The sequence below is a fragment of the Agathobaculum faecis genome, assembly GCF_014287995.1.
GTDB lineage: Bacteria > Bacillota > Clostridia > Oscillospirales > Butyricicoccaceae > Agathobaculum > Agathobaculum ammoniilyticum.
In genome coordinates this window covers 225,757-249,192 of the sequence record NZ_JACOPL010000002.1, presented here as the reverse complement: position 1 = coordinate 249,192, position 23,436 = coordinate 225,757, and the positions used below count along the sequence as shown (strand labels likewise).

Sequence of the window (23,436 nt, the reverse complement as noted above, 5' to 3'; positions counted from 1 at the left end):
CGCGGCCGCATTTCCAACAGATTCTTGCGCCGGCAGACCTCAGTCGTGCGCGGACTTGTGCGCGCCGGTGATGGAGAATTCCACCCACTCGGCGATATTGGTCGCGTGGTCGCCGATACGCTCCAGATACTTGGCGATCATCAGGATATCGAGCACGCGCTCGCCCTCCTCCGGATTTTTGGCAATATCCGCGATCAGGTCCTGCTTGCACTGTGCGAACAGGTCGTCAACCACGTCGTCGTATTCTATCACGCTCCACGCCAGCGTCAGGTCGCGGCGCACGAACGCATCCAGGCTGTCCGTCACCATTTTGATGGTGGCCTGCGCCATCTGCTCGATATGCTCGTTATGGCTGCACGCACCGGACAGGTAGGTGACGATTTCGGCGATATCGCTCGCCTGGTCGCCGATGCGCTCAATATCCGTGATCATTTTCAGTACCGCGGAGATCAGGCGCAGGTCGCTTGCCACCGGCTGCTGCTGCAGCAGGAGCTTGAGGCACATGGATTCAATCTCGCGCTCCTTGCGGTCGATCTCCTGGTCAATGCGGATGGCGGAGGCGGCGAGCTTGGCGTCGCCCGTCAGCAGCGACTTGACCGCGCTGGCAATCGTGTTCTCGCACAGTGCCCCCATGGCGATCAGCTCGTTGTTCAGTTCGACGAGCTGTGTGTCGAAACGGTTTCTCATCAGCCGAACCTCCCCGTAATGTAGTCCTCGGTGCGCTTGTCCTTAGGCATGGAGAAAAGCTGCTCCGTGTCTCCGACCTCGACGATCTCGCCGAGCAGGAAAAACGCGGTCGTATCCGATACGCGGGTGGCCTGCTGCATATTATGCGTCACCATAACGATAGTATAATCCTTTTTCAGTTCCAATACAAGGTCCTCGATCTTGGAGGTGGAGATCGGATCGAGAGCGGAGGTCGGCTCGTCCATGAGCAGCACCTCCGGCTCCGCCGCGAGCGCGCGTGCAATACAGATGCGCTGTTGCTGGCCACCCGACATGGACAGCGCGGATTTCTTCAGGCAGTCCTTTGTCTCCTCCCAGATCGCGGCGCCGCGCAGCGAGCGCTCCACGATCTCGTCCAGCTGCACGCGGCTTTTGACGCCATGCGTGCGCGGGCCGTAGGCGATGTTGTCGTAAATGGACATGGGGAACGGGTTGGGTTTCTGGAACACCATGCCCACGCGCTTACGCAGCAGGTTCACATCGCAGTCGTGATAAATGTCCTCCCCGTCCAGGCGGATATCGCCTGTGATCCTGCAGCCCTCGACCAGATCGTTCATCCGGTTAAGCGAGCGGAGCAGCGTCGATTTGCCGCAGCCGGACGGGCCGATAAACGCCGTGATCTCATTGGACTTGATGTCTAGGTCAATATCATGCAGCGCATGGAAATCGCCGTAATGCAGATTCATGCCGCGTATTTCAATTTTATTTTCGCTCATGCTATCCTCCGATTACTTCTTGGTCAGCTTTTTTGCCACCAGCGCGGACAGGCTGTTCATCAGCAGCACAACCACCAGCAGCACGACCGCGGTCGCATAGGCCTCGTTCATGTGCAGTCCCTCGCCCGATAGGACGTACATATGGATTGCAAGCGTGCGTCCGGACTGCAGCAGGCCGGGGATCTGCGCCATCGTACCCGCGGTGAAAATGAGCGCCGCCGTTTCGCCCACGATGCGGCCGATCCCCAGGATAACGCCCGACAGGATGCCGGGCATGGCGCTCGGCAGCACGATGCGGAACACTGTGCGCAGCCGTCCGGCGCCCAGGCCGAACGAACCTTCGCGGAAGGAATCCGGTACGGCCATCAGCGCTTCCTCCGCGGTGCGCATAATGAGCGGCAGGATCATGATGGCCAGCGTCATCGCGCCCGCGAGCAGCGAGTAGCCCCAGTGCAGGTAAGTGACGAAAAACAGCATGCCAAACAGGCCGTACACGATGGACGGGATGCCGGAAAGCGTTTCGGTCGTGATGCGGATGACGTTTACCAGTTTGTTGCCGCGCTTTGCGTATTCGTTTAGGTAAATCGCCGTAAACAGGCCGAACGGCACTGCGATCAGCAGCGCGAGCAGCGTGATCTCCACCGTTGTAATCATGGCCGGCACCATGGAAACGTTGTCCGAATTATAGGTCCATGCGAACAGGGAGGGCTTGAGGTTCGGGATGCCCCTCCACAGGATATAGGCGATCAGGAACAGCAGCATGGCGAACGTAATCACCGCCGCGCCGTATACCAGCCCTTTCTGCACCGCTGCCCTGCCCCTGCCATACACACGCTCCGGCTGCGGCTTGCTCTTTACGGCCGGCTTGGCGGCCGTTTTCACGGTAGTCATGTGTCCTTCCTCCTTTTCAGTACAGAGAACGCCAGATTAATCAGCAGGATAAACACGAACAGCACAACGCCGGTCGCAATCAGCGCCTCGCGGTGCAGGCCGCTCGCGTAGCCCATTTCCATGACGATATTCGCGGTCATCGTGCGGATGCCCTTGAGGAAATCGCCGGTCAGACGCGGCTGATTGCCCGCCACCATGATAACCGCCATGGTTTCGCCGATCGCGCGGCCGACGCCCAGCACAATACCGGCCAGCACGCCGGATTTTGCTGCTGGCAGCATGACCGAGAATACCGCCCGCTCATGCCGCGCGCCCATGGCGACCGCGCCCTCGTAATACGAGCTGGGTACCGCGCGCAGCGCGGCCTCGGACACGCCGATGATGGTGGGCAGGATCATGATGCCGAGCAGGATGGACGCCGACAGGATGGTCGAGCCGGAGGAGATCTTCGAGCCGAACAGCTTCGCCACCTCCAGCACAGTCGGCACGATGACCACCATGCCGAAAAAGCCATATACGATGGAGGGGATGCCGGCCAGCAGCTCGGTGCAGGGCTTGAGGATACCGTAGATGCGCTTCGGGCAGTAGAACGCCATGAAAATAGCGGTCAGCAGGCCGATCGGCACGCCAATGATGATCGCGCCCGCCGTGATGTAAATGCTGCCGACAATCATCGGCAGGATTCCGTAAATATCGTTGCCCGGCTTCCAAGTCGTCCCTGTCAGGAAGTCCAGCAGGCCAATCTCCTTGATGGCCGGAATGCCGTTGGCAAACAGGAATATACAGATCAGGGCGACTGCCAGGATGGAGGCCAGCGCGCAGAGGAAGAACACGCCGTGCATCACTGTTTCGCGCAGGTTCGCGCCGCCCTTCCGGCGGATTGCAGATTCGTTCATGTTTTCACCCCATAGACAGTGGGAAAGGGCGAAACGGATTTCGCCCTGTTTTCCCTTGTTTGGTTATCTTTTACGCCGCGACTTCGGACCAGTCGGTGATCTCGCCGGTGTAAATGCCCTTGATCTGATCCATGGTCAGGTCTTCCACCGTATTCGCCGGATTTACCACCACGGCGATACCGTCCAGCGCGATTGCCGTGCCAGTCAGTTCCGCAGTCTCCTCGTCCTTCAGCTCGCGGGACGCCATGCCGATGGCAAACGTGCCGTCAATCGCGCCGGTCATGCCGGAGGTGGAGTCCGAGGTCTGCAGCTCGATCTGCGCGTTCGGGTTGAGCGCCTTATACGCTTCGATCAGCTTTTCCATGACCGGAGAAACCGAGGACGAGCCGCCGACCGCGATCTGGCCGGAGGAACCGTCCGAAGTGAACGCCGCGGCCGCGTCGTCGATCTTAATGTAGCCCTCTTCCTCAACGATGGCCTGGCCCTCCGCACTCATGATGAAGTTGATAAAATCCTTGGCAACGCCGGTCGGCTCGCCCTTGGTTGCGATGTTGAACGGACGGGACAGGGTGTAATCGCCGCTCTTGACGTTTTCCACCGTGGCTTCCACGCCGTCCACCTGAACCGCCTTAACGGTTTCGTTCAGCGCACCGAGCGAAACATAGCCGATCGCACTCTCGTTGCCGGCAACGCTCGTCAGTACAACGTCGGTCTTGTTGGCGATCTCCGCCTCGGCGGTTGTGTTATCGACCTTCTCGCCGGCATCATTCTTTTCCTCCACGCCGGTCAGCTCAACGAACGCGCCGCGCGTGCCAGAGCCATCCTCGCGGGAAATCACGGTGATCGCGCCGGATACGCCGGACGCCTCGCCGCCGTTGTCCGCCTGGGCCGCGCCGTCCGCGCCGTAGGAATCGTTGCTGCCGCCGCAGCCTGCCAGAGCGCCGCACAGCATCAGGCCGACGAGCAACAGGGATATACTCTTTTTCATAACTGCTATTTCTCCTTTTGTTTTTGTTCTGGTTTTTGGTACAAGACCATATTAAAAAAGTTATGTTAAATCCAAAAGACAAGGTTTGTAAAATCCGCGTAAAGTGAAAATCCTTGTGTAAAGTGTGCAAAAAAGGACGGTGAAACGCCTGTTTCGCCGTCCTTTTCACTTGTTTCCACCCGCACGCCGCTATATTTTGCACTGTGGATATATTTTCCCTTTTCCTCAATAAAACAGCGGACCGCCGAAAAGCGGTCCGCTGTTTGTCACGTCCCGACCCGTTTCCTCCGGAAATATCCCAGGTACAGGATCGCCGCCGCCAGCGACCAGAAATAGGCCATCATGTACGGCACCTCAAAAATATTTTCAAAATAACAGTGCGTCAGAACCCCGCACATGCCTGCGAACATGGATACCACCAGCACCCGCGTCCGGTCGGTTTCATTGAACTTTGTGCGGCCGATCGCGCGCAGGCTCCACAGAATCATACCGATCAGCAGGATAATAAAGAAGATCAGCCCCAGATACCCCATTTCAACCAGCGTTTTGAGGTAATAGTTGTCCATATAGAAGTAAGAGAACGTGTCCGATTCCTCAATGATCTTGTTCTGCATCGCAACCGCGCCGCCAAACCGTCCCAGGCCAAAGCCCAGCAGCGGGTTGGATTCCTGCAGCAGGTCGAGTCCGGTCTCCCAGCGCACCATACGACCCGCGCGCTGGCTGGCCTCCATATAATCCGCAGTAAACAGATAGGTGATGCGGCTGGCAATAGAGGGGATCGCAAGCAGCGCACCTGCACCCGCTACGCCCATCAGCGCGATCAGGCGGCGGTCCAGAAATACCGCGAATACGAGCACCGCCACCGCAAGGCCGCCCCACGCGCCCTTGGAAAAGGTGAAGATGATGGACAGGCACATCATGCCGGTCGTGCCGATTGCCAGCGCCTTGACCCATGGCTTTTTGCTGTAATAGGCGATGCCCGCCACCAGCGGCGCGAACAGCACCAACAGACTGCCCATGATGTTCGGGCTGCCCGTGATCGAATAGACGCGCGTGCGCACACCCTCTTCGGTCTGCGACACCCAGGACGCCGGTATCGGTGCGGCAACGATATACTGGTAGATGCCGTGCAGCGCGATCACGACCGCCATCGCCACCAGCGCGCCGTAAAAAAGCGCGAAGTCGCGGTCGTCTTCAATCAGGCGCGTAACCAGAAAGAACCAGAACAGGTATTGCACGACCGCACGGTATCCGTCCAGCGCGATCGAGGGATAGGGCGACACCGCGCACATCAGGAAAAAGCCCACGCCGATAAACAGCAGCAGGTAGGCGTCCACTGGCGTGGCGCGCGAGGCAAGCGGCGCGCGGCGCATCGCCGTGTGCCACAGCAGATAGCCTGCCGCCGCGAGCATCAGACATTCGTCCCAAATCGAAGCGAGCAGCGGGATATTGATATAGCCCGGCAGCACCGACCGCAGGAAATAGTCGATTGGCAGATACAGCGCCAGGCAAATCAGCAGCAGGCCGCGCATGCCGACAAAGCGAAACGCTTTTCCCACAACGCCGCCCGAAGCCGCCCGCGCGATCGGATTCCAGACCGCAAGGCACAGCCGGTAGACCAGGCTTTGCGCGGCCGCGTCGCCCAGACGCTCGACCACGCGCCGCAGCGCCGCGAGCAGACGCGCATAGCCGCTGTTCGCCGCCGTACAGCTTGGCGCGCTGCAAAAGCCTTCCCACATCCGCCGGAAGCGCGAATTCGGGTACGCCGCGCGGATCTTCCCGAAAAAGCCCGCGATCGCACCCTCATGGTACCATTCGCGCAGGCGGAGCAGCGCCCGCGCCAGCAGACTGTTTTGTAAAATCGCTTTCATAGGCTTATTCCGCGTCCGCCGCGATATCGACCGAGTCGATGTTGCCGGTCGTCTCAAAATCGTTGGTCTTTACGATAAAGGTGCGGCCCGCGCGCACCTCCTGCGTGCCAATCGACGGGGAGGCGGTCCCCTCGGGTACGGTCGTCTCGATCGTGAACACCAGATCGCGCTTATCCGGATCGCGCGTGGTGACAATGCGGCCGTCTGCCGTGGTCACCTGCTGGTCATACGGCTCGATCTGCATATCCGTGATGACCGCGCTGGTGTACGAATTGCCGCTGACAATCTGCTTGCCGACCTGGCTGTTACGCTCAACCTCCTCAACAAGGAACGGCGTCGCGCCGCGCACACGCACGATCATGGTCATATCGACCTGCTTCGCCGCCGCTTCCGCAATCTGCGGTGCAAACAGCTTGTAGCCCACTCCCGCTGCCACGGCGATCACTGCCAGCAGAACCAGCAGGTCAACGACGTTGATCACGCCAAACAGCTTTCCTTTTTCGTTAATTAGCTTCATATGTTTCCTCCGTTGGTATGTTTTCGATACAATTTACTGCATCATTATACCACAGCGGCACGGGGCGGACAAGCACTTTATCCCAGCAGCGCCCGCAGCCAGTCCACGACCCCCCATCGGAATTCGAGCGCGCCGTCGTCCCCGTCCTCCTGCCGGGCGACGGTTTCGCTGCCCACGATCGAAAACGCCGTACACCACCAGGCCCCGCGCGGCGCATCCGGCCAGAATGCGCCGGAAAACAGCACGCAGGCCGCGGCCAGCAGCGCCGCCAGCGTTTCCCTGCCCTGTTTTTTCATAATAAAACCGCCTCCCGTCATCTGGTGTTCCCAGTATGTCCGGCAGGCGGCGTGGTTATACCGTCTCGGTCAAAAATGTATCCGCAAAGCGCCGGCCGAGCATCTTCGCAGCGGTTTTTGCGCGCCCCTCGTCGGAAAACAGCCCGTAAACCGTCGGACCGGAGCCGCTCATCAGCGTCCCGTTCGCCCCATTTTCCGCAAGGAACTCCTTGATTTCACCGATCTGGCGGCGTTTTGCCGCTGTGACCAGCTCCATCACGTTGGACAGCCGCCTGCACACACCGGCAAAGTCGCCTTTGTCCAGCGCTTTGAGCATGCCCGCCGTATCCGGCCGCTGCCGGATATCGACCGCATCGATCGCCTGGTACACCTCCTTGGTGGAAACCGCGAACGGCGGCTTGCACAGCACAACCCAGCAATGCGGCATGGCCGGAAGCGCGCTCAGCTCCTCCCCAATGCCCTCGGCCAGCATAGTGCCGCCGCGCAGGCAGAACGGCACGTCCGCGCCCAGCTTCAGCCCCATCGCGCACAGCTCCTCGTCGGTCAGCCCCGCCGCGTGCAGCGAAGCGAGCGCGCGCAGTACGGCCGCTGCGTCGGCTGAGCCGCCGGCCAGCCCCGCCGCCACCGGAATGCGCTTTTCAATGTGGATTTCGCAGGTTTCCAGCAGGATACCGGTCGATTCGTAAAACAGCTCCGCCGCCCGATACGCCAGGTTGCGCTCGTCCACCGGCAGGTAAGGCAGGTTGCAGCGCACCACGATGCCGCGCGGCTTTTTTTCCCCGTGCGTCACCACGACCCGCACCTCGTCGTGCAGGGCGACCGACTGCATCACCATTTTGACCGTATGGTAGCCGTCCTCCCGCTTACCGGTCACGTCCAGCGTCAGGTTGATCTTGGCCCGCGCGTATACTGTGGTTTCCGTATTTGTGATCTCTTGTTTTTTTCCAAAAAGCATGTTTTCTCCCAGCTTGTGTCATATTTTATAGTTGCACCTGTTCGGGCCTGCGCTCCCGAAACACGGTCACGGAGGTAAAGCCCGCATCACGCGCGTTCCGCACGCAGTCGGCAACGCCGCGCCCGACCGTGTCCAGCGTATGCGAGTCCGAGCCGATCGAGATGCGCTCGCCGCCCAGCCGCCGGTATTCATACAGGATGTTCTGCGGCGGGCCGACCTTTTTCTGCCAGCTCCCCAGGCCCGCCGCGTTCAGCTCAAACGCATAGCCGTGCGCGATGCAGGAGCGCAGAACGTCCTCCACCCGATCCATGTACTGATCGAACGAGGGGATATACTCCCCATGGCGCATGACGCGCAGCGGATAATCGATATGCGCCAGCACATCAAACCCGCCGTGCTCGGACACCCTGAGCAGCTCGCTGAAATAATCCTTGAGAAACGCGTCGCAGTCCAGGCGCGCAAAATCATGGAAATAAATATCCAGATCGTTCGGCATGACGTGCAGCGAGCCGATCACCATGTCGAGCGCGTGCGAGCGGAGGAACGCGTCCGCCGAAGGGTCGGCGTGGATCTGCCCGATTTCGATGCCGACCAGCACCTCGAGCCTGCCTGCAAAGGCCTGCTTTGCCGCCCGAATGTCGCGCAGGCAGGCCTCCACATCGCGGTTTTCCGACGGGCCGCGGCGGTGGTAATAATCCAGGTGGTCCGTGATGCCGATGATCTCCAGCCCCGCGTCCAGACAGGCCTGCGCCTTCTGCAGCGGCGTTTGTGCCTGCGCCGCGTCCACCGAGTACTCCGTGTGCATATGCAAATCTACACGCATGGTTTTCCTCCTATACCAAGACAAAATTCAGCGCGAGCTGGACAAAGCACGCGACGATTGCCAGCGTCATGCCGGCGTTCCCAAACACCGCGCGCATCGAGGGCGCGCAGGGGCCGTGCGCCCATGCCTGCCGTTTCCAGCCGCGCGCCAGCAGAATGACGCCGGCGATTGTCAGCACCAGCCAGCTCAGGCCGTACAGCACCAGCAGTCCCAGGCTGTCCGGTAGCAGCAACGGGACGCCCGAACCATACAGGTTGAACAGCATGTGCAGCGCAACCGGTACCCTCAGCCGTCCGGACCGGAAATACGCATAAGCGAGCAGCAGGCCAAGCGCAAACGCATAAAAGAACTGCCCCAGATTGGCATGGTACAGCCCGAACAGCAGCGCGGACACAAATGCGGCCGGCTTCTCGCCGTACCGCGCGAGCCGCCCCGCCAGCAGACCGCGGAACAGCAGCTCCTCGCACACTGGGCCGATCAGACACGCCCCCACCAGCACGACCGTGGTCGGGTACAGGCTGAATGCCTCGCTCACCAGATCGACCGGCGCGCGGCCGGACAGCCGGTAGGCCAGGTCGTTGAGCGACGAACCCAGCAGCGAGCAGAGCCACATCAGCGCCGCGCCGATCACGAACCACCGTCCCATCCGGCGCGCGCCGACGGGCACGGGTGCCAGCGGCGTGCGGGGTACGCTGCGGCAAAGCGCGAACGCCGCGGGCAGGGACACGAGATAATGCCCCACCAGCGCGAGCAGGTAGTACAGCCCGTAAGGCATCACGACACCAAGCCCCCAGGCGAGCGCCTGGTCGGCAAACGCCAGCGCGAACTGCCACACGGCCGCCCAGACCACGACCGCCAGCAGCGCCCAGCCGAGCCGCGCACAGTACTTTTTTTCCTGATTTTGCTCCATATGCCCTCCCTCATGGCAAAAAAACAGGGCAAAGCCATCGCCCCGCCCTGTTTTATGCCGATCTTAGTGGTTCGCTTCGTTTACCAGCCGCTCGGTGTCCTTTGCGATCATGAGTTCCTCGTTGGTGGGGATGACCAGCACGCGCACGCGCGCCCAGTCGATGGAAATATCCATCTGGCGGCCGCGGTATTTGTTCTTCTCCGGATCGATCTTGATGCCGAGGTACTCCATGTGCTCGCACACGTCCCAGCGGACCGAGCGGTCGTTTTCGCCCACGCCCGCGGTGAAGATGATCGCGTCCACGCCGCCCATTTCCGCAATATAGGAGCCGATGATCTTCTTGACCGAAAGGTTGAACATATCCTTGGCCAGCGCCGCGCGGGAATTGCCCTCCTCTACCGCCGCGTCCAGATCGCGGAAGTCGGACGATACGCCCGAAATGCCCAGCATACCGGACTTTTTGTTCAGGATGTTGATGACCTCATGCGCGGACAGCTTTTCATGCTCGGACAGAAACTCGATGATTGCGGGGTCGATGTTGCCTGCACGGGTACCCATCGGCAGGCCGTCCAGCGGCGTGAAGCCCATCGAGGTATCGTAGCTCTTGCCGCGGTTGATCGCGCAGATCGACGAACCGTTGCCCAAGTGGCAGGTGATCAGGCGCAGCTCCTCCATCGGGCGTCCGAGCATTTCCGCAGCCTGCTGGGAAACGTACTTGTGGCTCGTGCCGTGGAAGCCGTAGCGGCGGATCTTATACTTCTCATAATATTCATAGGGGATCGCATACATGTAATGCGACTGCGGCATGGTCTGATGGAACGCGGTGTCGAACACGGCGACCATCGGCACATCCGGCCCCATGACCTCGCGGCATGCCTGAATGCCGATCAGGTTGGGCGGGTTGTGGAGCGGCGCGAGCGGCACGCAGTCCTCAATCGCCTTGAGTACCTTTTCCGTGATAATCACGCTGTCCGAGAAGAACTCGCCGCCATGCACCACGCGGTGACCGACCGCGTCGATCTCGCTCATCGAGGCGATCACGCCCTTTTCCGAATCGAGCAGAATATCGATGACCGCCTTGATCGCCTCGGAATGGGTCGCCATCGGCGTTTCGATGCGGTATTTCTCCTCGGATTTATTTCCCGTATGCGTCAGCACACCGTCGATACCGATGCGCTCGCAAAGGCCCTTTGCCATGACCGCGTTCTGCGCAGTGTCGAGCAACTGATACTTCAGCGAGGAACTGCCGGCGTTGATGACCAGAACTTTCATTTGCCATTACTCCCTTAAGTTTTTTAGCGGCTTGCACAAACCCGCATTAATCGATATAATGATTCTACAAGCCTATTCTACACGATTTCTTACAATTGTACAAGCCATAATTTGCACAGGATGTACCAAACTTTGTATTATTTTCAGGAGATTTCTATGACTGTTTGCGGCATCGTCGCGGAATACAACCCGTTCCACACCGGCCACGCGCACCATATCGCCCAAACGCAACGCGCGCTCGGCGGGGAGGCGGCCATCGTGTGCGCGATGAGCGGCAACTTCGTCCAGCGTGGGGACTTCGCCGTGCTGGACAAATACGCGCGTGCCGAGATGGCGGTGCGCGGCGGAGCGGACCTGGTGGTTGAGCTTCCCCTCGCAGCGGCGCTCTCCTCGGCAGAGGGCTTTGCGCGCGGCGCCATCGGCGTACTGCGGGCGCTTGGCTGCAACGTGGTGTCGTTCGGCGCGGAAACGCCGGATACCGCACTGATCGAGCGGGCGGCGCGGGCACTCGACGCGCTCCCTCCCACGGGCGGCGGCGCTTCCCCGCTGTCTTACGCGGCGCGGCGGCAGGACGAGCTGCGCCGGCTGGATGAGCGGGCCGCTGCCCTGCTGGATACGCCCAACAATACGCTCGCGATCGAATACTGCCGTGCCATGCTTCCCTATGGCATGAGCCCGCTCGCGGTGGCGCGGCGCGGCGCGGCGCACGATGCGGACGCGCCCTGCGCGGGCTTCGCTTCCGCCAGCCTGCTGCGTGCGCAGCTCCGCGCGGGCGAAACCGCCCGCTGCGCGCCCTATCTGCCGTTGGACACGCTGGCGATATGGCAGCGTGCGGTACGGGCCGGCGCTGCGCCGGTCAATCTGCCGGAGGATATGCTACTCGCCCTGCTGCGCGCGGCGCTGTTCTCAGGGCGGCTGTCCACTGGGGCGGACGACGGCTTTGATGAGCGCCTGCAAAGGGCGGTCTATGCGGCGGTTTCGTTCACCGACGCGGTCGAACAGGCCCGCACGCGCCGCTTCCCCGCCGCCAGGGTGCGGCGCGCCCTGCTGCGCACGGCGATCGGGCTGCCCGCGGACGCGCCCGTCCGGCCGCAGTACCTGCGCGTCCTCGCCCTCGGACCGAAGGGCCGCGGGCTGCTCCGCGGCCTGCCTGACCGCCCGCCGGTCATCATCCGGCCGGTTTCGGAAAAGCGCCTGCCCGCGGCGCTGCAGCCCGCGCTGACGCTCGACTGCTTCGCGGACGACCTGTACGCCCTCGCCTGCCCTTCCCCCGCCCTGCGCGCGGGCGGCTCCCATTACCGCAGGACGCCGTTTATCCTCAGCCCGCCGCCATCGCACGACAGCGGGCATTGACTTTATCCCGCGTATGCTTTACAATTTAGTTTAGTAAAGCAAAAGAGGTTTTAGGTTATGATCGGGCTGGGTACCATTATCAACTGTATCGCTATCGCCGCCGGCTCCTCCCTCGGCGTTTTCCTCAAGGGCGGCCTGCCACGCCGGTTTGAAACCACTATCATGCAGGCGCTCGGCCTGTGTACGTTTTTCATCGGCATCGGCGGCGCGGTGAGCGGCCTGCTGACCATTGCGGACGGTTCGATCGCTACCCAGCACACCATGCTGCTGGTGCTGAGCATGGTGCTGGGCGCACTGATCGGCGAGGCGCTCGATATCGAAACGCGGCTCAACGGCTTTGGCGCCTGGTGCCAGGCCCGCTTCGCGGGCGGCGAGGACGGAAAGTTCGTCGAGGGCTTTGTCGCCTCCTCCCTGCTGTTCTGCGTGGGCGCAATGGCGATTGTCGGCGCGCTGGAGGACGGGCTGAACGGCGACCCCTCCATCCTGATCGCCAAGGCCGTGCTGGACGGTGTGGCCGCCATCGTATTCGCGGCCTCGCTCGGCAAGGGCGTTTACCTGTCCGTGCTGCCGCTGCTGGTATACGAGGGCGGCATCACCCTGCTCGCCCGTTTTATCCGCCCCTGGCTGACCGACGCGCTCATCAGCCAGATGTCCTGCATTGGTTCGGTGCTGATCTTTGCCATCGGCTTCAACCTGATGTTCGACAAAAAGGTCAAGGTCGGCAACCTGCTGCCCGCCATCTTCCTGCCGGCCGTGTTTTTCCTGCTCTCCCGCTTGTTCCCCGCGCTGGGTACGCTGTAGGCATGCGTCCGCCCCGTGCGGGAAAAATTTTTGTGATATCCGCCCCCGTCCAAGGGTATTATCTATGAAAGGCCTTTCAAATCTTGCAGCAGGGAGGTTGCAGCTTGGACGAGGCACAGTTTGAGGACATCGCAAAGCGGTATCGGGACCGCCTGTTCGCGATTGCATTCCAGTATACCAAAAGCGCGGCCGACGCGGACGACATGGCGCAGATCGCGCTGATCAAATGCTACCACGCGGAGAAGCCCTTTGAAAATGAGCAGCACATCCGCAACTGGCTGATCCGCGTGACCGTGAACGAATGCAAGCGCTACCTGGTATCCCCCTGGCGGCGGTATACCGCGCCGATCGAGGACTACGCGGAGACGCTCGGCTTTGAAACGCCGGAGCAGTCCTCGCTTTTCCTGGCGGTCATGGCGCTGCCGCAGAAATACCGCGTCCCCATCCACCTGTATTATTACGAGGATTATTCGGTGCGCGAGGTCGCGCAGATCCTCGGCCTGCGGGAAAGCGCCGTGCAGACCCGCCTGCTGCGGGCGAGACAGAAGCTTAAACAAACGCTGGAGGGTTTTCGTGATGAAGGAACTTTATAAGCAGACCTTTTCCCATCTGCATGCCTCCGGCAGCGCTTTTCAGGAGGCAGGACAGATGAAAACAGGACGTATCCGCAAAAGTCTGGTGATCGGCGCGGCGGCAGCGGCGCTTATGGCAACGGCAGCCGGCGCGGCCAACGCCGCAACGGAAGGCGCGCTGCTGGAAAGCATCCGCGTCGTATTCACCGGAGAGGTGGATTCCATGCAGACCAATCCGGACGGTTCGGTCACCTACAAGGTCAAAGGAGAAGATGGCAGCGATATTTCGGTCATCCTTCCGGACGTGGACGAGACGCAGAGTGCGCCGTATACCTTTAAAGTGGAAGGCGAAGCGTCCGCAGACCACTATGACGTCACCATCGGGGAGGGCAGCACGGAAAGCGGACTTCCGCAAAGCGCGGAGGCCGCGCCGCGCGCCGCCGCCCGCTGACGCACGGCAGACAGAAAAAAGGAAGCCCGCGGGCTTCCTTTTTTCTGTTCCCGCGGTATGTTTTTGTCACAAAACCGCCCTTTGCTGTGTGTTCCGTATGAAAGGAGTTGACAGCCCATGTACGATTGGAACGACGAAGCGGACGCGGAGCGCTTTGTCCGCACCTATGCCGACCTGATCCTCCGCCTGTGCCTGTCGCACGGCCTCAGTCGGGCGGACGCGCAGGACATCTGCCAGGAGCTGTTCCTCAAGCTGCTTGCCGCACGGCGCACCTTCACCAGCGAGGAGCACGAAAAGGCCTGGGTGATCCGCGCGGCGGGCAACGCCTGCAAAAACCTGCTGCGCGCCCCGCACCACAGCCGGCGGGCCTTGCTGGAACAGGCGCATACAGTCGCTGCGCCGGAAGCCTCGGACCATGCTATACTGGAAGCCATACGCGCCCTGCCGCACCGGTACCGAGACGCCGTCGCCCTCTGCTGTTGGGAGGGCTACTCGGCCGAGGAGACCGCCCGTCTGCTCGGGATTTCCCCCGCCGCGGTGCGCAAACGCCTGGAACGGGCGCGCGGCATGCTGAAAAACGACCTGAAAGGAGCTTTCATATGAGTGAGAACCCCATGATGTTTACCGAAGCCGAAAAGCAGGCGTTGGCCGTCCGGCTGCGGCAGGCGGCCCGCAGGCAGCGCCGCGCGGGAAAACGCCAGCTCCCCCGCCGCCTGATTGCCGTATGCGCCGCGGCCGCGCTGATGGCTGCGGCCGCGGGCGCGGCCAGCGGCCGGCTGTTCCACACGCCGCTGTACGATCAGGCCGGCGCGTCCCTGGCCATCAACGGCCAGCCGCTCCCCAGCGAGGCGCGCATGGTGCTGCATTCGGACGGTTCCGCGACCATTACGGTCAGCGGCGCGGAGGGCGAAGCGCCCACCGTAATCACCGCCCCGCCCGCGACCGTCGAGGCCCTGCTGAACGGCGAAACGGACGCGGGCTTCACGGTCACCCGTCTGGACGGCATGCCCTACGCGCTGTCTGTGGAGGAGGGACGGCTGTGGCTGTTCGTCAACGAGCGCATCCCGCTGGACGTGACCGACCGGATCGGCGCGGGCTACACCTTCCGTTACACGGATGAGAACGGTTTGCAGCAAAGCGCGACCATCTCCGGCACGGTCGAGGACTATACGGTGGAATAAAAAACGGTGCAGGCACTCGTGCCTGCACCGTTTTTCCTCAATAGACGTACTCGAACTCCAGGTCCCCGATGACGACAAAGTCGCCCTCCTGCACGCCCATTTCCTCCAGCTTTTCGTATACGCCCGCGCTTTTGAGCATGCGGTCCATATACTGACGGGATTCGTAGTCGTCCACATTGACCGAGCCCATGATCTTGTCCACCCACGCGCCCGAAACAACGTAGTAGTCCTCGACCTTTTCCACCGTCCAGTCGCGCGTCCCGTCCGTATCCTCCGCGGACTCGACGAATTCCGGCTCGTAGATGAACACCGGCGGCAACTCCTGCAGCGCGTTCCACGTCATGCGCATCAGCTCGGCCACGCCCTGGTTTGTCGCCGCGGACAGCTCGGCAAACTGAAAGCCGTGCTCGTCCGCATAGGCTTTGAGCGCTTCGACCGGCGCGCGGTCTTCGCCCAGCAGGTCCACCTTGTTGGCGACAATGATCTGCGGCCGCGCGGCGAGGAATTCGCTGTATCCGGCCAGCTCAGCGTTGATCTTCTCGATATCCTCCAGCGGGTCGCGCCCCTCGCTGCCCGCCGCGTCCACCAGATGCAGCAGCAGGCGGCAGCGGTCGATATGGCGCAGGAAATCATGCCCCAGTCCCGCACCCTCGCTCGCACCCTCGATAATGCCCGGGATATCCGCCATAACAAACGACTGCTCCTCCCCCACCGAGACCACGCCCAGGTTGGGAACCAGCGTCGTAAAATGGTAATTGGCGATCTTGGGCCGCGCCGCCGAAACCATGCTCAGCAGCGTGGATTTGCCCACGTTCGGGAAGCCGACCAGCCCCACGTCGGCCAGCAGCTTAAGCTCCAGGATGATGTCCCGCTCCACGCCCGGTTGCCCGGGCTTGGCAAAGCGCGGCGCCTGTCGGGTCGGGGTTGCGAAATGCGTGTTGCCCCAGCCGCCGTTGCCGCCCTTGGCCGCCACGAACGGCTCGTCGTCCGACAGGTCGCGGATCACCTGTCCGGTCTTCTGGTCGCGGATGATGGTGCCGCGCGGCACGCGGATGACAAGATCCGCCCCGTCCTTGCCCTTGCAGCGCTTGCTGCCGCCGTTTTCCCCCGCCGCGGCAACGTATTTCTTTTTATAGCGGAAATCCAGCAGGGTGGAGAGGTTGTCGTCCACCTGGAAAATGACCGAACCGCCGCGTCCACCGTCTCCGCCGTCCGGTCCGCCGGAGGCGACGTACTTTTCCCGATGGAATCCCACCTTGCCGTCCCCGCCCTTGCCGGACACAATTTTGATCTTTGCAATATCAATAAACATGGGAAGCTCCTCCTTTCTTCTTTGTTTACAGGAACGGCGCCCATTTCTCCGCTAGCCCCGAAGCATTGTCCCGCCAATACAGCAACCGTTCCATATATTCCTGTTTCCGCGCCCCACCGGCCCGCGGCAATGTGCCGGCCCGTGCTCCAACACGATCGCGGTCAGCTCATACACAGGAAGGCCGGCCGCAGGTCCTGCAAGAGCAGACTTTCCCGCGTAAACAATATCCGGTTCCCATGCCGGAGCTTGCGCTCCGCCTCTGTCAGCCAGTCCATGCGTCCTCCGTCCGCTTCATGGGGCATTATAACAAAATCCCAGACGAACGTCTGGGATTTCATCGTTTTTTCTTACTGCGGGTAAACGGAAACCTGCTTGCGGTCCTTACCCAAGCGCTCGAAACGAACAACGCCCTCAACCTTGGCGAACAGGGTGTCGTCCTTGCCGCGGCCGACGTTCAGGCCCGGATGGATCTTCGTGCCGCGCTGACGGACAAGGATGTTGCCCGCCGGAACGGTCTGACCGTCCGCACGCTTGACGCCCAAGCGCTTGGCCTCGGAATCACGGCCGTTCTTGGTCGAACCTACGCCCTTTTTATGCGCGAAAAACTGTAAGCTAATCTTCAGCATTTGCGTACACCTCCATTACGTTCAAAAAATCGGAATAATTCTGCTCCAGCTCGGTAAAATGCAGCTTGAGCGCCTTGAGCGCGTCCTGTCCCCGCAGCAGGCCGCCGCCCTGCGGCAGCGTGATGCGGATATGGGCGCCGTCATCCTCGACCAGTGTGTCGATCGGGATACCCTGCACGTCAAGCAGCAGCACATGGGTCAGCATGACCGCGCTGGATACCGCCGCACAAACGATGTCCTCCCCTTCCTCCGCGTAGCCCGCGTGGCCGAGGATGTCCACCGAAAGGAGCTTGCCCCCCTGCGACGAAAACGTGACCTTTGTCACCGCCTTACGCCTTGATGGACGCGATAGTCACCTTGGTGTACGGCTGGCGATGGCCCTGACGCTTGCGGTAACCCTTCTTGGGCTTCATCTTGAAGATGTTGATCTTCTTGCCCTTGCCGGTCTTTTCGACCGTGCCGGTCACGGCTGCGCCGGAAACGTAAGGAGCGCCGACGGTGATGGAATCGCCCTCGCCTACGGCCAGAACCTCGTCAAAAGTAACGGTCGCGCCGTCCTCTACGCCGAGCTTCTCGACGTAGATCACGTCGCCCTCAGATACCTTGTACTGCTTGCCGCCAGTTTTCAGAATGGCATACATGTGGTTTTCCCTCTCTTTCGTTGTAGAGTCACGCTTGGCACGGCGGCGGCCCGTTTTGGGACGCGCTTAACAGAAGCCAATGCACAATGCGGCTTTTAGTAGCATAACACAAGCGGGGGCGCTTGTCAAGCGCCCCCGCTTGTGTTTTATCCTTTTTTCGGTAAAATGCACCCTTACGTCCGTTTTTATGCGAACAACGATACCACGAAATCGTAGAAGCCGGACGGGACCGTGGTCGCGCTGCCGGTTGCGGTTCGGTCGGTGCTGACAAAGCCGTTGCCGCCATCGGTCAGGCCGATCACGCGGTCGGAAAACAGCACCCAATAGCTGCAGGTGGGCGCGTCGCCCTCCGCGGCGGTATAGCCGGAAGCATCGTCGCGGTAGGCGTTCAGCTTATCCAGCACCGCGCCTTCCGCGATCTTGAGGTACTGGTAGCCTTCTCCCGTTGTGCGCACCACATAAACGGCATCGGTGAGCTGCGGGATCAAATCAGGCAGGTTGGTCGTCTGCGCTGTCGTCGGGTCGGGCAGCGCCGCGACCGCCGTGGTCAGCGCCGCGTCGCTCTGCTGCTGCAGCATGGTGTTCTGGCTGGTGAGCGCCTGGTTGGCCTCGGTCAGCTTCTTGACCTCGTCCTCCAGCCCACCGGCCCGACTGCACTGGCTCAGGAACAGCACGAAAAACAATATATCGAGCACCAGGCACACCAGCAGCCCTATGCAGAGCAACAGCCGGTAATTCGGCTGTTTGGCGTGCGGTCTTCTGGTCTGGTTCATTCCCTATCCCTCACTCTTTCCGCGCGGCGCGCATCCTGTCACTTGGACGGGTTCTCGATGACCCGAACGCCCTCGGACGAGGTGCCGACGATCATCCGCTTGCACATATTCAGGAACAGGCCATGCTCCAGAACGCCGACAATCGTGCCGAGTTTTTCCCTGACGTCCTCAATGTCAAAACCCGCGCCGAGATGCAGGTCCGCGATGTAATTGCCGTTGTCCGTAACGAAAGTTTTTCCGTCGCGCACGCGGAGGACCGGCTTCCAGCCGTATTCCTCCATCCTGGCCATCGCCTGCTTGGAGCCGTACTGCGCGATCTCAACCGGCAGGTGGAACGCGCCGATGTGGTCGACCAGCTTGCTTTCGTCCATGATCCAGATGACTTCCTTGGCGAGCGTCGCGACGACCTTTTCACGGTAGAGCGCGCCGCCGCCGCCCTTGATGGCGTTGAACTGCGGGTCGATTTCATCCACGCCATCGATATCCAGATCGACGTGGTCGACCTCGTCGATCGTGAGCAGCGGGATGCCCAGCTCGCGCGCCTGCGCCTCCGTGGCCTTGGAGGTCGGGATAGCCTGGATCTTCAGCCCGTTTTTCACGCGCTCACCGATGGCGTTTACCATGTGGTAAGCGGTGGAACCGGTGCCGAGTCCGACCACCATGCCGTCCTTGACATATTCGGCCGCTTTGTCGCCGGCCATTTTTTTCATATCCATTTTGTTTTCCTCCCCTGGCAATGGTACCTATACAGGTATCTTTATTATAGGATGATTGCTGGGAAAGGTCAATGTTTTCCGTCCCACAGACGGAGGAAATTGACGTCTCTTAACGGTCCCCGTTTTCCTCCGGCTGTTCGAGGCGTGCCAGGAGATGCCGGTCCTGCTTGTCCCGCGGCGCAAAGCGGGCGAACAGGTCGGGCCGGTCGGCACGGGTGCGGCGCAGGCTCATTTCGCGCCGCCATAGCGCGATATTTGCATGGTGTCCGCTCAGCAGCACCTCCGGCACCGGCCGGCCACGCCAGTTTTCCGGTCGGGTATACTGCGGGTGTTCGAGCAGCCCGTCCCAATGGCTTTCGGCGGTAAACGCCTCTTCGTCCGGCAACACGCCCGGCACCATGCGGCACACCGCGTCCGCGACCGCCATCGCGGGGAGCTCGCCGCCGGTCAGCACAAAGTCGCCGATCGAGATTTCCTCGTCCACGCACGCATCGATGAAGCGCTGGTCTACCCCCTCATAATGGCCGCATACCAGGATGATATGCTCCCGCGCGAGCAGCTCACGCGCTTTGTCCTGATCGAAGGGCCTGCCCTGCGCGGACAGGAACACCGTATGCACCCGTTCCCCGGCGCAAAGCGCCTGATGGCACAGGTAAAGCGGCTCGGCCAGCATGACCTGCCCGCGCCCGCCGCCATAGGGCGCGTCGTCCGCCTTATGGTGCTTGTCGGTCGCATAATCGCGTATATTGACCGCGCGTATCTCCACGAGGCCCTTTTCCTGCGCGCGGCCGATCATGCTCTCCCCCATGACCGCATTGACCATTTCCGGAAACAGCGTCATAATATCGATCTTCATTCGAGCAGACCCTCGATGCTTTCAATGTAGATCACGCCGGCCTCCATATCGATCTCTTTCAAAAAGGGCTTTGCGGCGGGGACATAGACCAGCCGCCCATCCTCTCCCTGTATCTCATACATATCGTGCGCCGGATTGGAGGTCAGCACATCGCGGACACGGCCGACCGCACGATCGGTCCGCAGGTCATGGACGCGAAAGCCCAGAATATCCTGGATGAACACCAGGTCATCCGGCAGTTCCACGTCGTTCCGGTCCAGGTGCAGCACGCGCCCGCGCAGCGCTTCCGCCGCCTCAACCGTGTCCACGCCTTTCAGGTGCATCAGCACCACGTTTTTGTGTACCTGCGCCTTTTCCACGGTTACCGGCGTGTTTTCATCCAGATACAGCAGGTCAAAGTCGCAAAGCACCTCGGGGCTGTCGCACCAGCTCTGCACCCTGAGGTCGCCGCGCACGCCATGCGTGCCGACGATCTTACCAGCCTCTAAAAATTGTTTCGGCATAACGTTCTCCTCTTTGGTGGTGGTGTGCCGCGCGCGTCTCACACGCATAACAAAAAATCGCCGCGGCGCGGCGATTTTCAGCTCAAAACGCCGTCAGGCGCATGAAACAGAAAACCGCGTCTGCGGTTTTCCGCAAAAGCGCGGGCGCTTCCCGTGCTTTTGATACCAAGACGAAGCGCTGCGAAAACCAAAACTTTCACAGAGCTTCGGCGCGGCAGCCCTTTCAGGCGCAGCCTGACAAGGGCATGCCTCGTTTGGAACGGGCGGCGCCCGTTTCAAACGAAGTCCGTCAGTCGAGGATATCGACTGTCACGCGTTTGTTTTCACGATTGCCTGCCGCTTTCATGAGTGTGCGGATTTCCTTTGCGATGCGGCCGTGCCGGCCGATGACGCGGCCCATATCCCCCGGCGCTACGCGCAGGGAATAGGTGACGTTATCACCGTCGATCTCCTCGGTAATGGCAATCGCATCCGGCTCGGAAACCAGATTTTTGACAATATAGGTCAATAACTCTTTCATTTCGTTAGCCTCACTCAATTCAGCACACCGGCTTTCTTCAGGATGCCGCGAACCGTATCGGTCGGCTGCGCGCCCTTCTTGATCCACTCCTGCGCGCGATCCGCGTCAACATTGACGGTGGCCGGATCGGTCAGGGGGTTGTAGGTACCGATCTCCTCGATGAATCGGCCGTCACGCGGGTAACGGGAATCAGCGACAACGATGCGGTAGAACGGGGCCTTCTTCGCGCCCAGGCGGCGAAGTCTGATCTTTACCATGGTTTCACCTCCTCAATAGAATTTGATCTATTGTAAATTTCTTTACAAACAAAGGGATGGGCCGTTATCAATCAAAACGGCAGCTTCATGTTGCCCAGCCCGCCGAGGCTCGGAAAGCCGCGGCGTTTTTTCTTTCCCTTGCCGCCGCGCGCCATGCTGGTGAGCTGGCGGGTCATCTTCTGCATGGCCTCAAACTGTTTGAGCAGCTTGTTGACCGCCTCCACGCTCAGGCCGCAGCCAGCCGCGATGCGCTTTTTGCGGGAAAAATTGATGATGGAGGGGTTATCCCGCTCCTTGGGCGTCATGGATTGGATGATGGCCTCGGTATGCGCCATCTGCTTTTCGTCTATCTTTGCGCCGGCAAGGGCCTTCGCGTCCACGCCCGGCAGCATGCCGAGCATTTCCTCCATCGAGCCCATGCTTTTCATCTGCTGGAGCTGGCCGAGGAAATCGGTCAGCGTCAGCTTGCCGGACGCCATTTTCTTTGCGGTTTCCGCCGCCTGCTTCTGGTCGAACGTCTGCTGCGCCTTTTCGATCAGCGTCAGCACGTCGCCCATGCCGAGGATGCGGGAGGCCATGCGGTCGGGATGGAACGGCTCAATATCGCCGAGCTTTTCCCCTGTACCGATAAATTTGATCGGCTTGCCCGTGACCGCCTTGACCGAAAGCGCCGCGCCGCCGCGGGCATCGCCGTCCATTTTGCTCATCAGTACGCCGTTGATGCCGAGCGCCTGGTCAAAGGTCTGGGAAACGGTCACCGCGTCCTGACCGGTCATCGCGTCAACGACGAGGATGATCTCGGTCGGCGTGACGGCCGCTTTGATATTTTTCAGCTCGTCCATGAGCTTTTCATCGATGTGCAGACGGCCCGCGGTGTCGAGGAACACCAGATCATAACCGTTGCGTTTGGCGTGGTCGATGCCGTGCTTTGCGATTTCGACCGGATCGCCCTGGCCCTCGTCGAACACGGTGATGTCAAGCTGCCGGCCGACGACCTTGAGCTGGTCGATCGCCGCAGGGCGGTATACGTCGCACGCGACGAGCAGTGGCCGGCGCTGCTGCTGCTTGCGCAGCAAACCCGCCAGCTTGGCGCAGTTGGTGGTTTTGCCCGCGCCCTGCAGACCGACCATCATCACAATGGTGGGCGGGTTGGGCGCGATCGTCAGGCGGGTGGTCTGCCCGCCCAGAAGCGCAATCAGCTCCTCGTTGACGATCTTGATGACCTGCTGCGCAGGGGACAGGCTATCCAGGATCTCCGCGTCGGTCGCTTTTTCCGTGACCGCCTTGATGAAATCCTTGGCGACCTTGAAGTTGACGTCCGCTTCGAGCAGCGCCATGCGGATCTCGCGCATCGCGTCCTTGACGTCCGCCTCAGTCAGCCGGCCCTTGCTGCGCAGGCCCTTGAATGCGGATGAAATTTTTTCGGTAAGGCCTTCAAAAGCCATATTAAGCCTCCTGCCTAAGCTGGGCGAGCAGCAGCGCCATGCGGGAGGCGATCTCCTCCGCCTCGCTGCTGTGCAGTTTTTCAGCGTTCAGGCTGCGTAAGCGCCCGACCTCGCGCGCCAGCGCTTCCGCGCGTTTTTCCGTATCGCCGTAGCGGCTGACCAGACCGAGGCGGTCCTCCATCTCCTGCAGCGCATGCTCCGCGCGCTTGACAGCGTCGCGCACACCCTGACGGGTGATGCCCGCGTGCTCCGCGATCTCGGAAAGCGAAAGATCTTCATTATAATACAAGTCGAACAGCTCGCGCTGTTTTTCCGTGAGCGTCTCGCCGTAAAAGTCGAACAGCAGGCTCATTTCGAGCGGTTTGCCTTTCATCGGCGGGCCTCCCTTGAAGCTGTAAAGCGTTATCCCTTTACATCGAACACGCTTATTTTACCGTATAATTTCCGGCCTGTCAAGGGTAAAATAGCAACCGGCACGGATTTGTTCACATAATCTACGTTTGATTCACACTATGAATGATGCTATAATAAAACACGATAGAAAATTTTTTCCGGAAATGAGGCAAAA

Annotated in this window: 30 protein-coding genes; 6 read left to right on the top strand and 24 right to left on the bottom strand. The window is 60.9% G+C overall.

Annotated elements, in window-relative coordinates; all coding sequences use genetic code 11:
- Nucleotides 1-39: 39 nt before the first annotated feature.
- The 12 genes from phoU to H8S45_RS03155 form a co-directional block, all read right to left on the bottom strand.
- Complete coding sequence (gene phoU / locus H8S45_RS03210; protein WP_054327441.1) at nucleotides 40-687, bottom strand: phosphate signaling complex protein PhoU; 648 nt, start codon at nucleotides 685-687, stop codon at nucleotides 40-42.
- The gene (gene pstB, locus H8S45_RS03205; protein ID WP_107631515.1) at nucleotides 687-1,442 is read right to left on the bottom strand and encodes a phosphate ABC transporter ATP-binding protein PstB; all 756 of its coding nucleotides are present in this window, start codon (nucleotides 1,440-1,442) and stop codon (nucleotides 687-689) included. The genes phoU and pstB overlap by 1 nt, the downstream gene beginning before the upstream one ends.
- Before the next feature lie 12 nt (nucleotides 1,443-1,454).
- Complete coding sequence (gene pstA, locus H8S45_RS03200) at nucleotides 1,455-2,333, bottom strand: phosphate ABC transporter permease PstA (protein ID WP_054327440.1); 879 nt, start codon at nucleotides 2,331-2,333, stop codon at nucleotides 1,455-1,457.
- Nucleotides 2,330-3,229, bottom strand: coding sequence for a phosphate ABC transporter permease subunit PstC (pstC, locus tag H8S45_RS03195; RefSeq protein ID WP_054327439.1), 900 nt, complete (start codon nucleotides 3,227-3,229; stop codon nucleotides 2,330-2,332). Before pstC ends, pstA begins: the two co-directional genes overlap by 4 nt.
- Nucleotides 3,230-3,299: 70 nt before the next feature.
- Entirely contained in the window at nucleotides 3,300-4,217 is a 918-nt protein-coding gene (locus H8S45_RS03190) for a substrate-binding domain-containing protein (protein ID WP_054327438.1), read from the bottom strand.
- 266 nt (nucleotides 4,218-4,483) lie between these two features.
- On the bottom strand, nucleotides 4,484-6,088 hold the full coding sequence (locus H8S45_RS03185; protein ID WP_054327437.1) for an O-antigen ligase family protein: 1,605 nt from the start codon (nucleotides 6,086-6,088) through the stop codon (nucleotides 4,484-4,486).
- A 4-nt stretch (nucleotides 6,089-6,092) separates the two neighbouring features.
- The gene (locus H8S45_RS03180; RefSeq protein ID WP_054327436.1) at nucleotides 6,093-6,605 is read right to left on the bottom strand and encodes a DUF4330 domain-containing protein; all 513 of its coding nucleotides are present in this window, start codon (nucleotides 6,603-6,605) and stop codon (nucleotides 6,093-6,095) included.
- A gap of 77 nt (nucleotides 6,606-6,682) precedes the next feature.
- The gene (locus H8S45_RS03175; RefSeq protein WP_186949547.1) at nucleotides 6,683-6,901 is read right to left on the bottom strand and encodes a hypothetical protein; all 219 of its coding nucleotides are present in this window, start codon (nucleotides 6,899-6,901) and stop codon (nucleotides 6,683-6,685) included.
- Between the two features lie 55 nt (nucleotides 6,902-6,956).
- Nucleotides 6,957-7,856, bottom strand: coding sequence for a 4-(cytidine 5'-diphospho)-2-C-methyl-D-erythritol kinase (gene ispE, locus H8S45_RS03170; RefSeq protein ID WP_186949545.1), 900 nt, complete (start codon nucleotides 7,854-7,856; stop codon nucleotides 6,957-6,959).
- A 25-nt stretch (nucleotides 7,857-7,881) separates the two neighbouring features.
- On the bottom strand, nucleotides 7,882-8,679 hold the full coding sequence (locus tag H8S45_RS03165; protein ID WP_186949543.1) for a histidinol-phosphatase HisJ family protein: 798 nt from the start codon (nucleotides 8,677-8,679) through the stop codon (nucleotides 7,882-7,884).
- Nucleotides 8,680-8,689: 10 nt separating this feature from the next.
- Nucleotides 8,690-9,589, bottom strand: coding sequence for a type II CAAX endopeptidase family protein (locus H8S45_RS03160; RefSeq protein WP_147573806.1), 900 nt, complete (start codon nucleotides 9,587-9,589; stop codon nucleotides 8,690-8,692).
- Between the two features lie 63 nt (nucleotides 9,590-9,652).
- Complete coding sequence (locus H8S45_RS03155) at nucleotides 9,653-10,861, bottom strand: acetate/propionate family kinase (RefSeq protein ID WP_054327431.1); 1,209 nt, start codon at nucleotides 10,859-10,861, stop codon at nucleotides 9,653-9,655.
- Nucleotides 10,862-11,017: 156 nt separating this feature from the next.
- Here H8S45_RS03155 and H8S45_RS03150 point away from each other — a divergent pair, with 156 nt between their 5' ends.
- From H8S45_RS03150 to H8S45_RS03125, 6 genes are all read left to right on the top strand, one after another.
- Entirely contained in the window at nucleotides 11,018-12,214 is a 1,197-nt protein-coding gene (locus H8S45_RS03150) for a tRNA(Met) cytidine acetate ligase (RefSeq protein ID WP_186949541.1), read from the top strand.
- Between the two features lie 57 nt (nucleotides 12,215-12,271).
- Nucleotides 12,272-13,015 carry a DUF554 domain-containing protein gene (locus H8S45_RS03145; protein ID WP_186949539.1) on the top strand — a complete coding sequence of 248 codons (744 nt, stop codon included), beginning with the start codon at nucleotides 12,272-12,274 and terminating at the stop codon, nucleotides 13,013-13,015.
- Between the two features lie 104 nt (nucleotides 13,016-13,119).
- A complete protein-coding gene (locus H8S45_RS03140; RefSeq protein WP_054327428.1) occupies nucleotides 13,120-13,608 on the top strand; it encodes a sigma-70 family RNA polymerase sigma factor in 489 nt (162 codons plus the stop codon).
- Nucleotides 13,592-14,038, top strand: coding sequence for a hypothetical protein (locus tag H8S45_RS03135; RefSeq protein WP_186949537.1), 447 nt, complete (start codon nucleotides 13,592-13,594; stop codon nucleotides 14,036-14,038). Before H8S45_RS03140 ends, H8S45_RS03135 begins: the two co-directional genes overlap by 17 nt.
- Nucleotides 14,039-14,155: 117 nt before the next feature.
- Complete coding sequence (locus tag H8S45_RS03130) at nucleotides 14,156-14,641, top strand: RNA polymerase sigma factor (protein ID WP_186949535.1); 486 nt, start codon at nucleotides 14,156-14,158, stop codon at nucleotides 14,639-14,641.
- Complete coding sequence (locus tag H8S45_RS03125) at nucleotides 14,638-15,219, top strand: hypothetical protein (RefSeq protein WP_186949533.1); 582 nt, start codon at nucleotides 14,638-14,640, stop codon at nucleotides 15,217-15,219. Before H8S45_RS03130 ends, H8S45_RS03125 begins: the two co-directional genes overlap by 4 nt.
- Nucleotides 15,220-15,256: 37 nt before the next feature.
- Here H8S45_RS03125 and obgE read toward each other — a convergent pair whose 3' ends face one another.
- The 12 genes from obgE to ylxM form a co-directional block, all read right to left on the bottom strand.
- Nucleotides 15,257-16,531 (bottom strand): GTPase ObgE, encoded by a 1,275-nt coding sequence (gene obgE / locus H8S45_RS03120; protein WP_186949531.1) that lies wholly within the window; start codon nucleotides 16,529-16,531, stop codon nucleotides 15,257-15,259.
- A 347-nt stretch (nucleotides 16,532-16,878) separates the two neighbouring features.
- The gene (gene rpmA, locus H8S45_RS03115) at nucleotides 16,879-17,157 is read right to left on the bottom strand and encodes a 50S ribosomal protein L27 (RefSeq protein ID WP_031476960.1); all 279 of its coding nucleotides are present in this window, start codon (nucleotides 17,155-17,157) and stop codon (nucleotides 16,879-16,881) included.
- Complete coding sequence (locus tag H8S45_RS03110) at nucleotides 17,144-17,482, bottom strand: ribosomal-processing cysteine protease Prp (RefSeq protein WP_054327424.1); 339 nt, start codon at nucleotides 17,480-17,482, stop codon at nucleotides 17,144-17,146. The genes rpmA and H8S45_RS03110 overlap by 14 nt, the downstream gene beginning before the upstream one ends.
- Before the next feature lie 4 nt (nucleotides 17,483-17,486).
- Nucleotides 17,487-17,798, bottom strand: coding sequence for a 50S ribosomal protein L21 (gene rplU / locus H8S45_RS03105; protein ID WP_054327423.1), 312 nt, complete (start codon nucleotides 17,796-17,798; stop codon nucleotides 17,487-17,489).
- 185 nt (nucleotides 17,799-17,983) lie between these two features.
- Complete coding sequence (locus tag H8S45_RS03100) at nucleotides 17,984-18,571, bottom strand: hypothetical protein (RefSeq protein WP_054327422.1); 588 nt, start codon at nucleotides 18,569-18,571, stop codon at nucleotides 17,984-17,986.
- Between the two features lie 38 nt (nucleotides 18,572-18,609).
- Nucleotides 18,610-19,287 carry a ribose-5-phosphate isomerase RpiA gene (rpiA, locus tag H8S45_RS03095; protein WP_054327421.1) on the bottom strand — a complete coding sequence of 226 codons (678 nt, stop codon included), beginning with the start codon at nucleotides 19,285-19,287 and terminating at the stop codon, nucleotides 18,610-18,612.
- Between the two features lie 109 nt (nucleotides 19,288-19,396).
- Nucleotides 19,397-20,143: a tRNA (guanosine(37)-N1)-methyltransferase TrmD gene (gene trmD / locus H8S45_RS03090; protein WP_054327420.1), complete on the bottom strand. Its 747-nt coding sequence runs from the start codon at nucleotides 20,141-20,143 to the stop codon at nucleotides 19,397-19,399.
- Nucleotides 20,140-20,646, bottom strand: coding sequence for a ribosome maturation factor RimM (rimM, locus tag H8S45_RS03085; protein ID WP_054327419.1), 507 nt, complete (start codon nucleotides 20,644-20,646; stop codon nucleotides 20,140-20,142). Before rimM ends, trmD begins: the two co-directional genes overlap by 4 nt.
- Nucleotides 20,647-20,935: 289 nt before the next feature.
- Nucleotides 20,936-21,166: a KH domain-containing protein gene (locus tag H8S45_RS03080; protein WP_054327418.1), complete on the bottom strand. Its 231-nt coding sequence runs from the start codon at nucleotides 21,164-21,166 to the stop codon at nucleotides 20,936-20,938.
- 14 nt (nucleotides 21,167-21,180) lie between these two features.
- Nucleotides 21,181-21,423, bottom strand: a complete 243-nt coding sequence (rpsP, locus tag H8S45_RS03075; protein ID WP_054327417.1) for a 30S ribosomal protein S16 — start codon at nucleotides 21,421-21,423, stop codon at nucleotides 21,181-21,183.
- A gap of 71 nt (nucleotides 21,424-21,494) precedes the next feature.
- Entirely contained in the window at nucleotides 21,495-22,868 is a 1,374-nt protein-coding gene (gene ffh, locus H8S45_RS03070) for a signal recognition particle protein (RefSeq protein WP_054327416.1), read from the bottom strand.
- A 1-nt stretch (nucleotide 22,869) separates the two neighbouring features.
- On the bottom strand, nucleotides 22,870-23,241 hold the full coding sequence (ylxM, locus tag H8S45_RS03065) for a YlxM family DNA-binding protein (RefSeq protein WP_054327415.1): 372 nt from the start codon (nucleotides 23,239-23,241) through the stop codon (nucleotides 22,870-22,872).
- Nucleotides 23,242-23,436 lie beyond the last annotated feature (195 nt).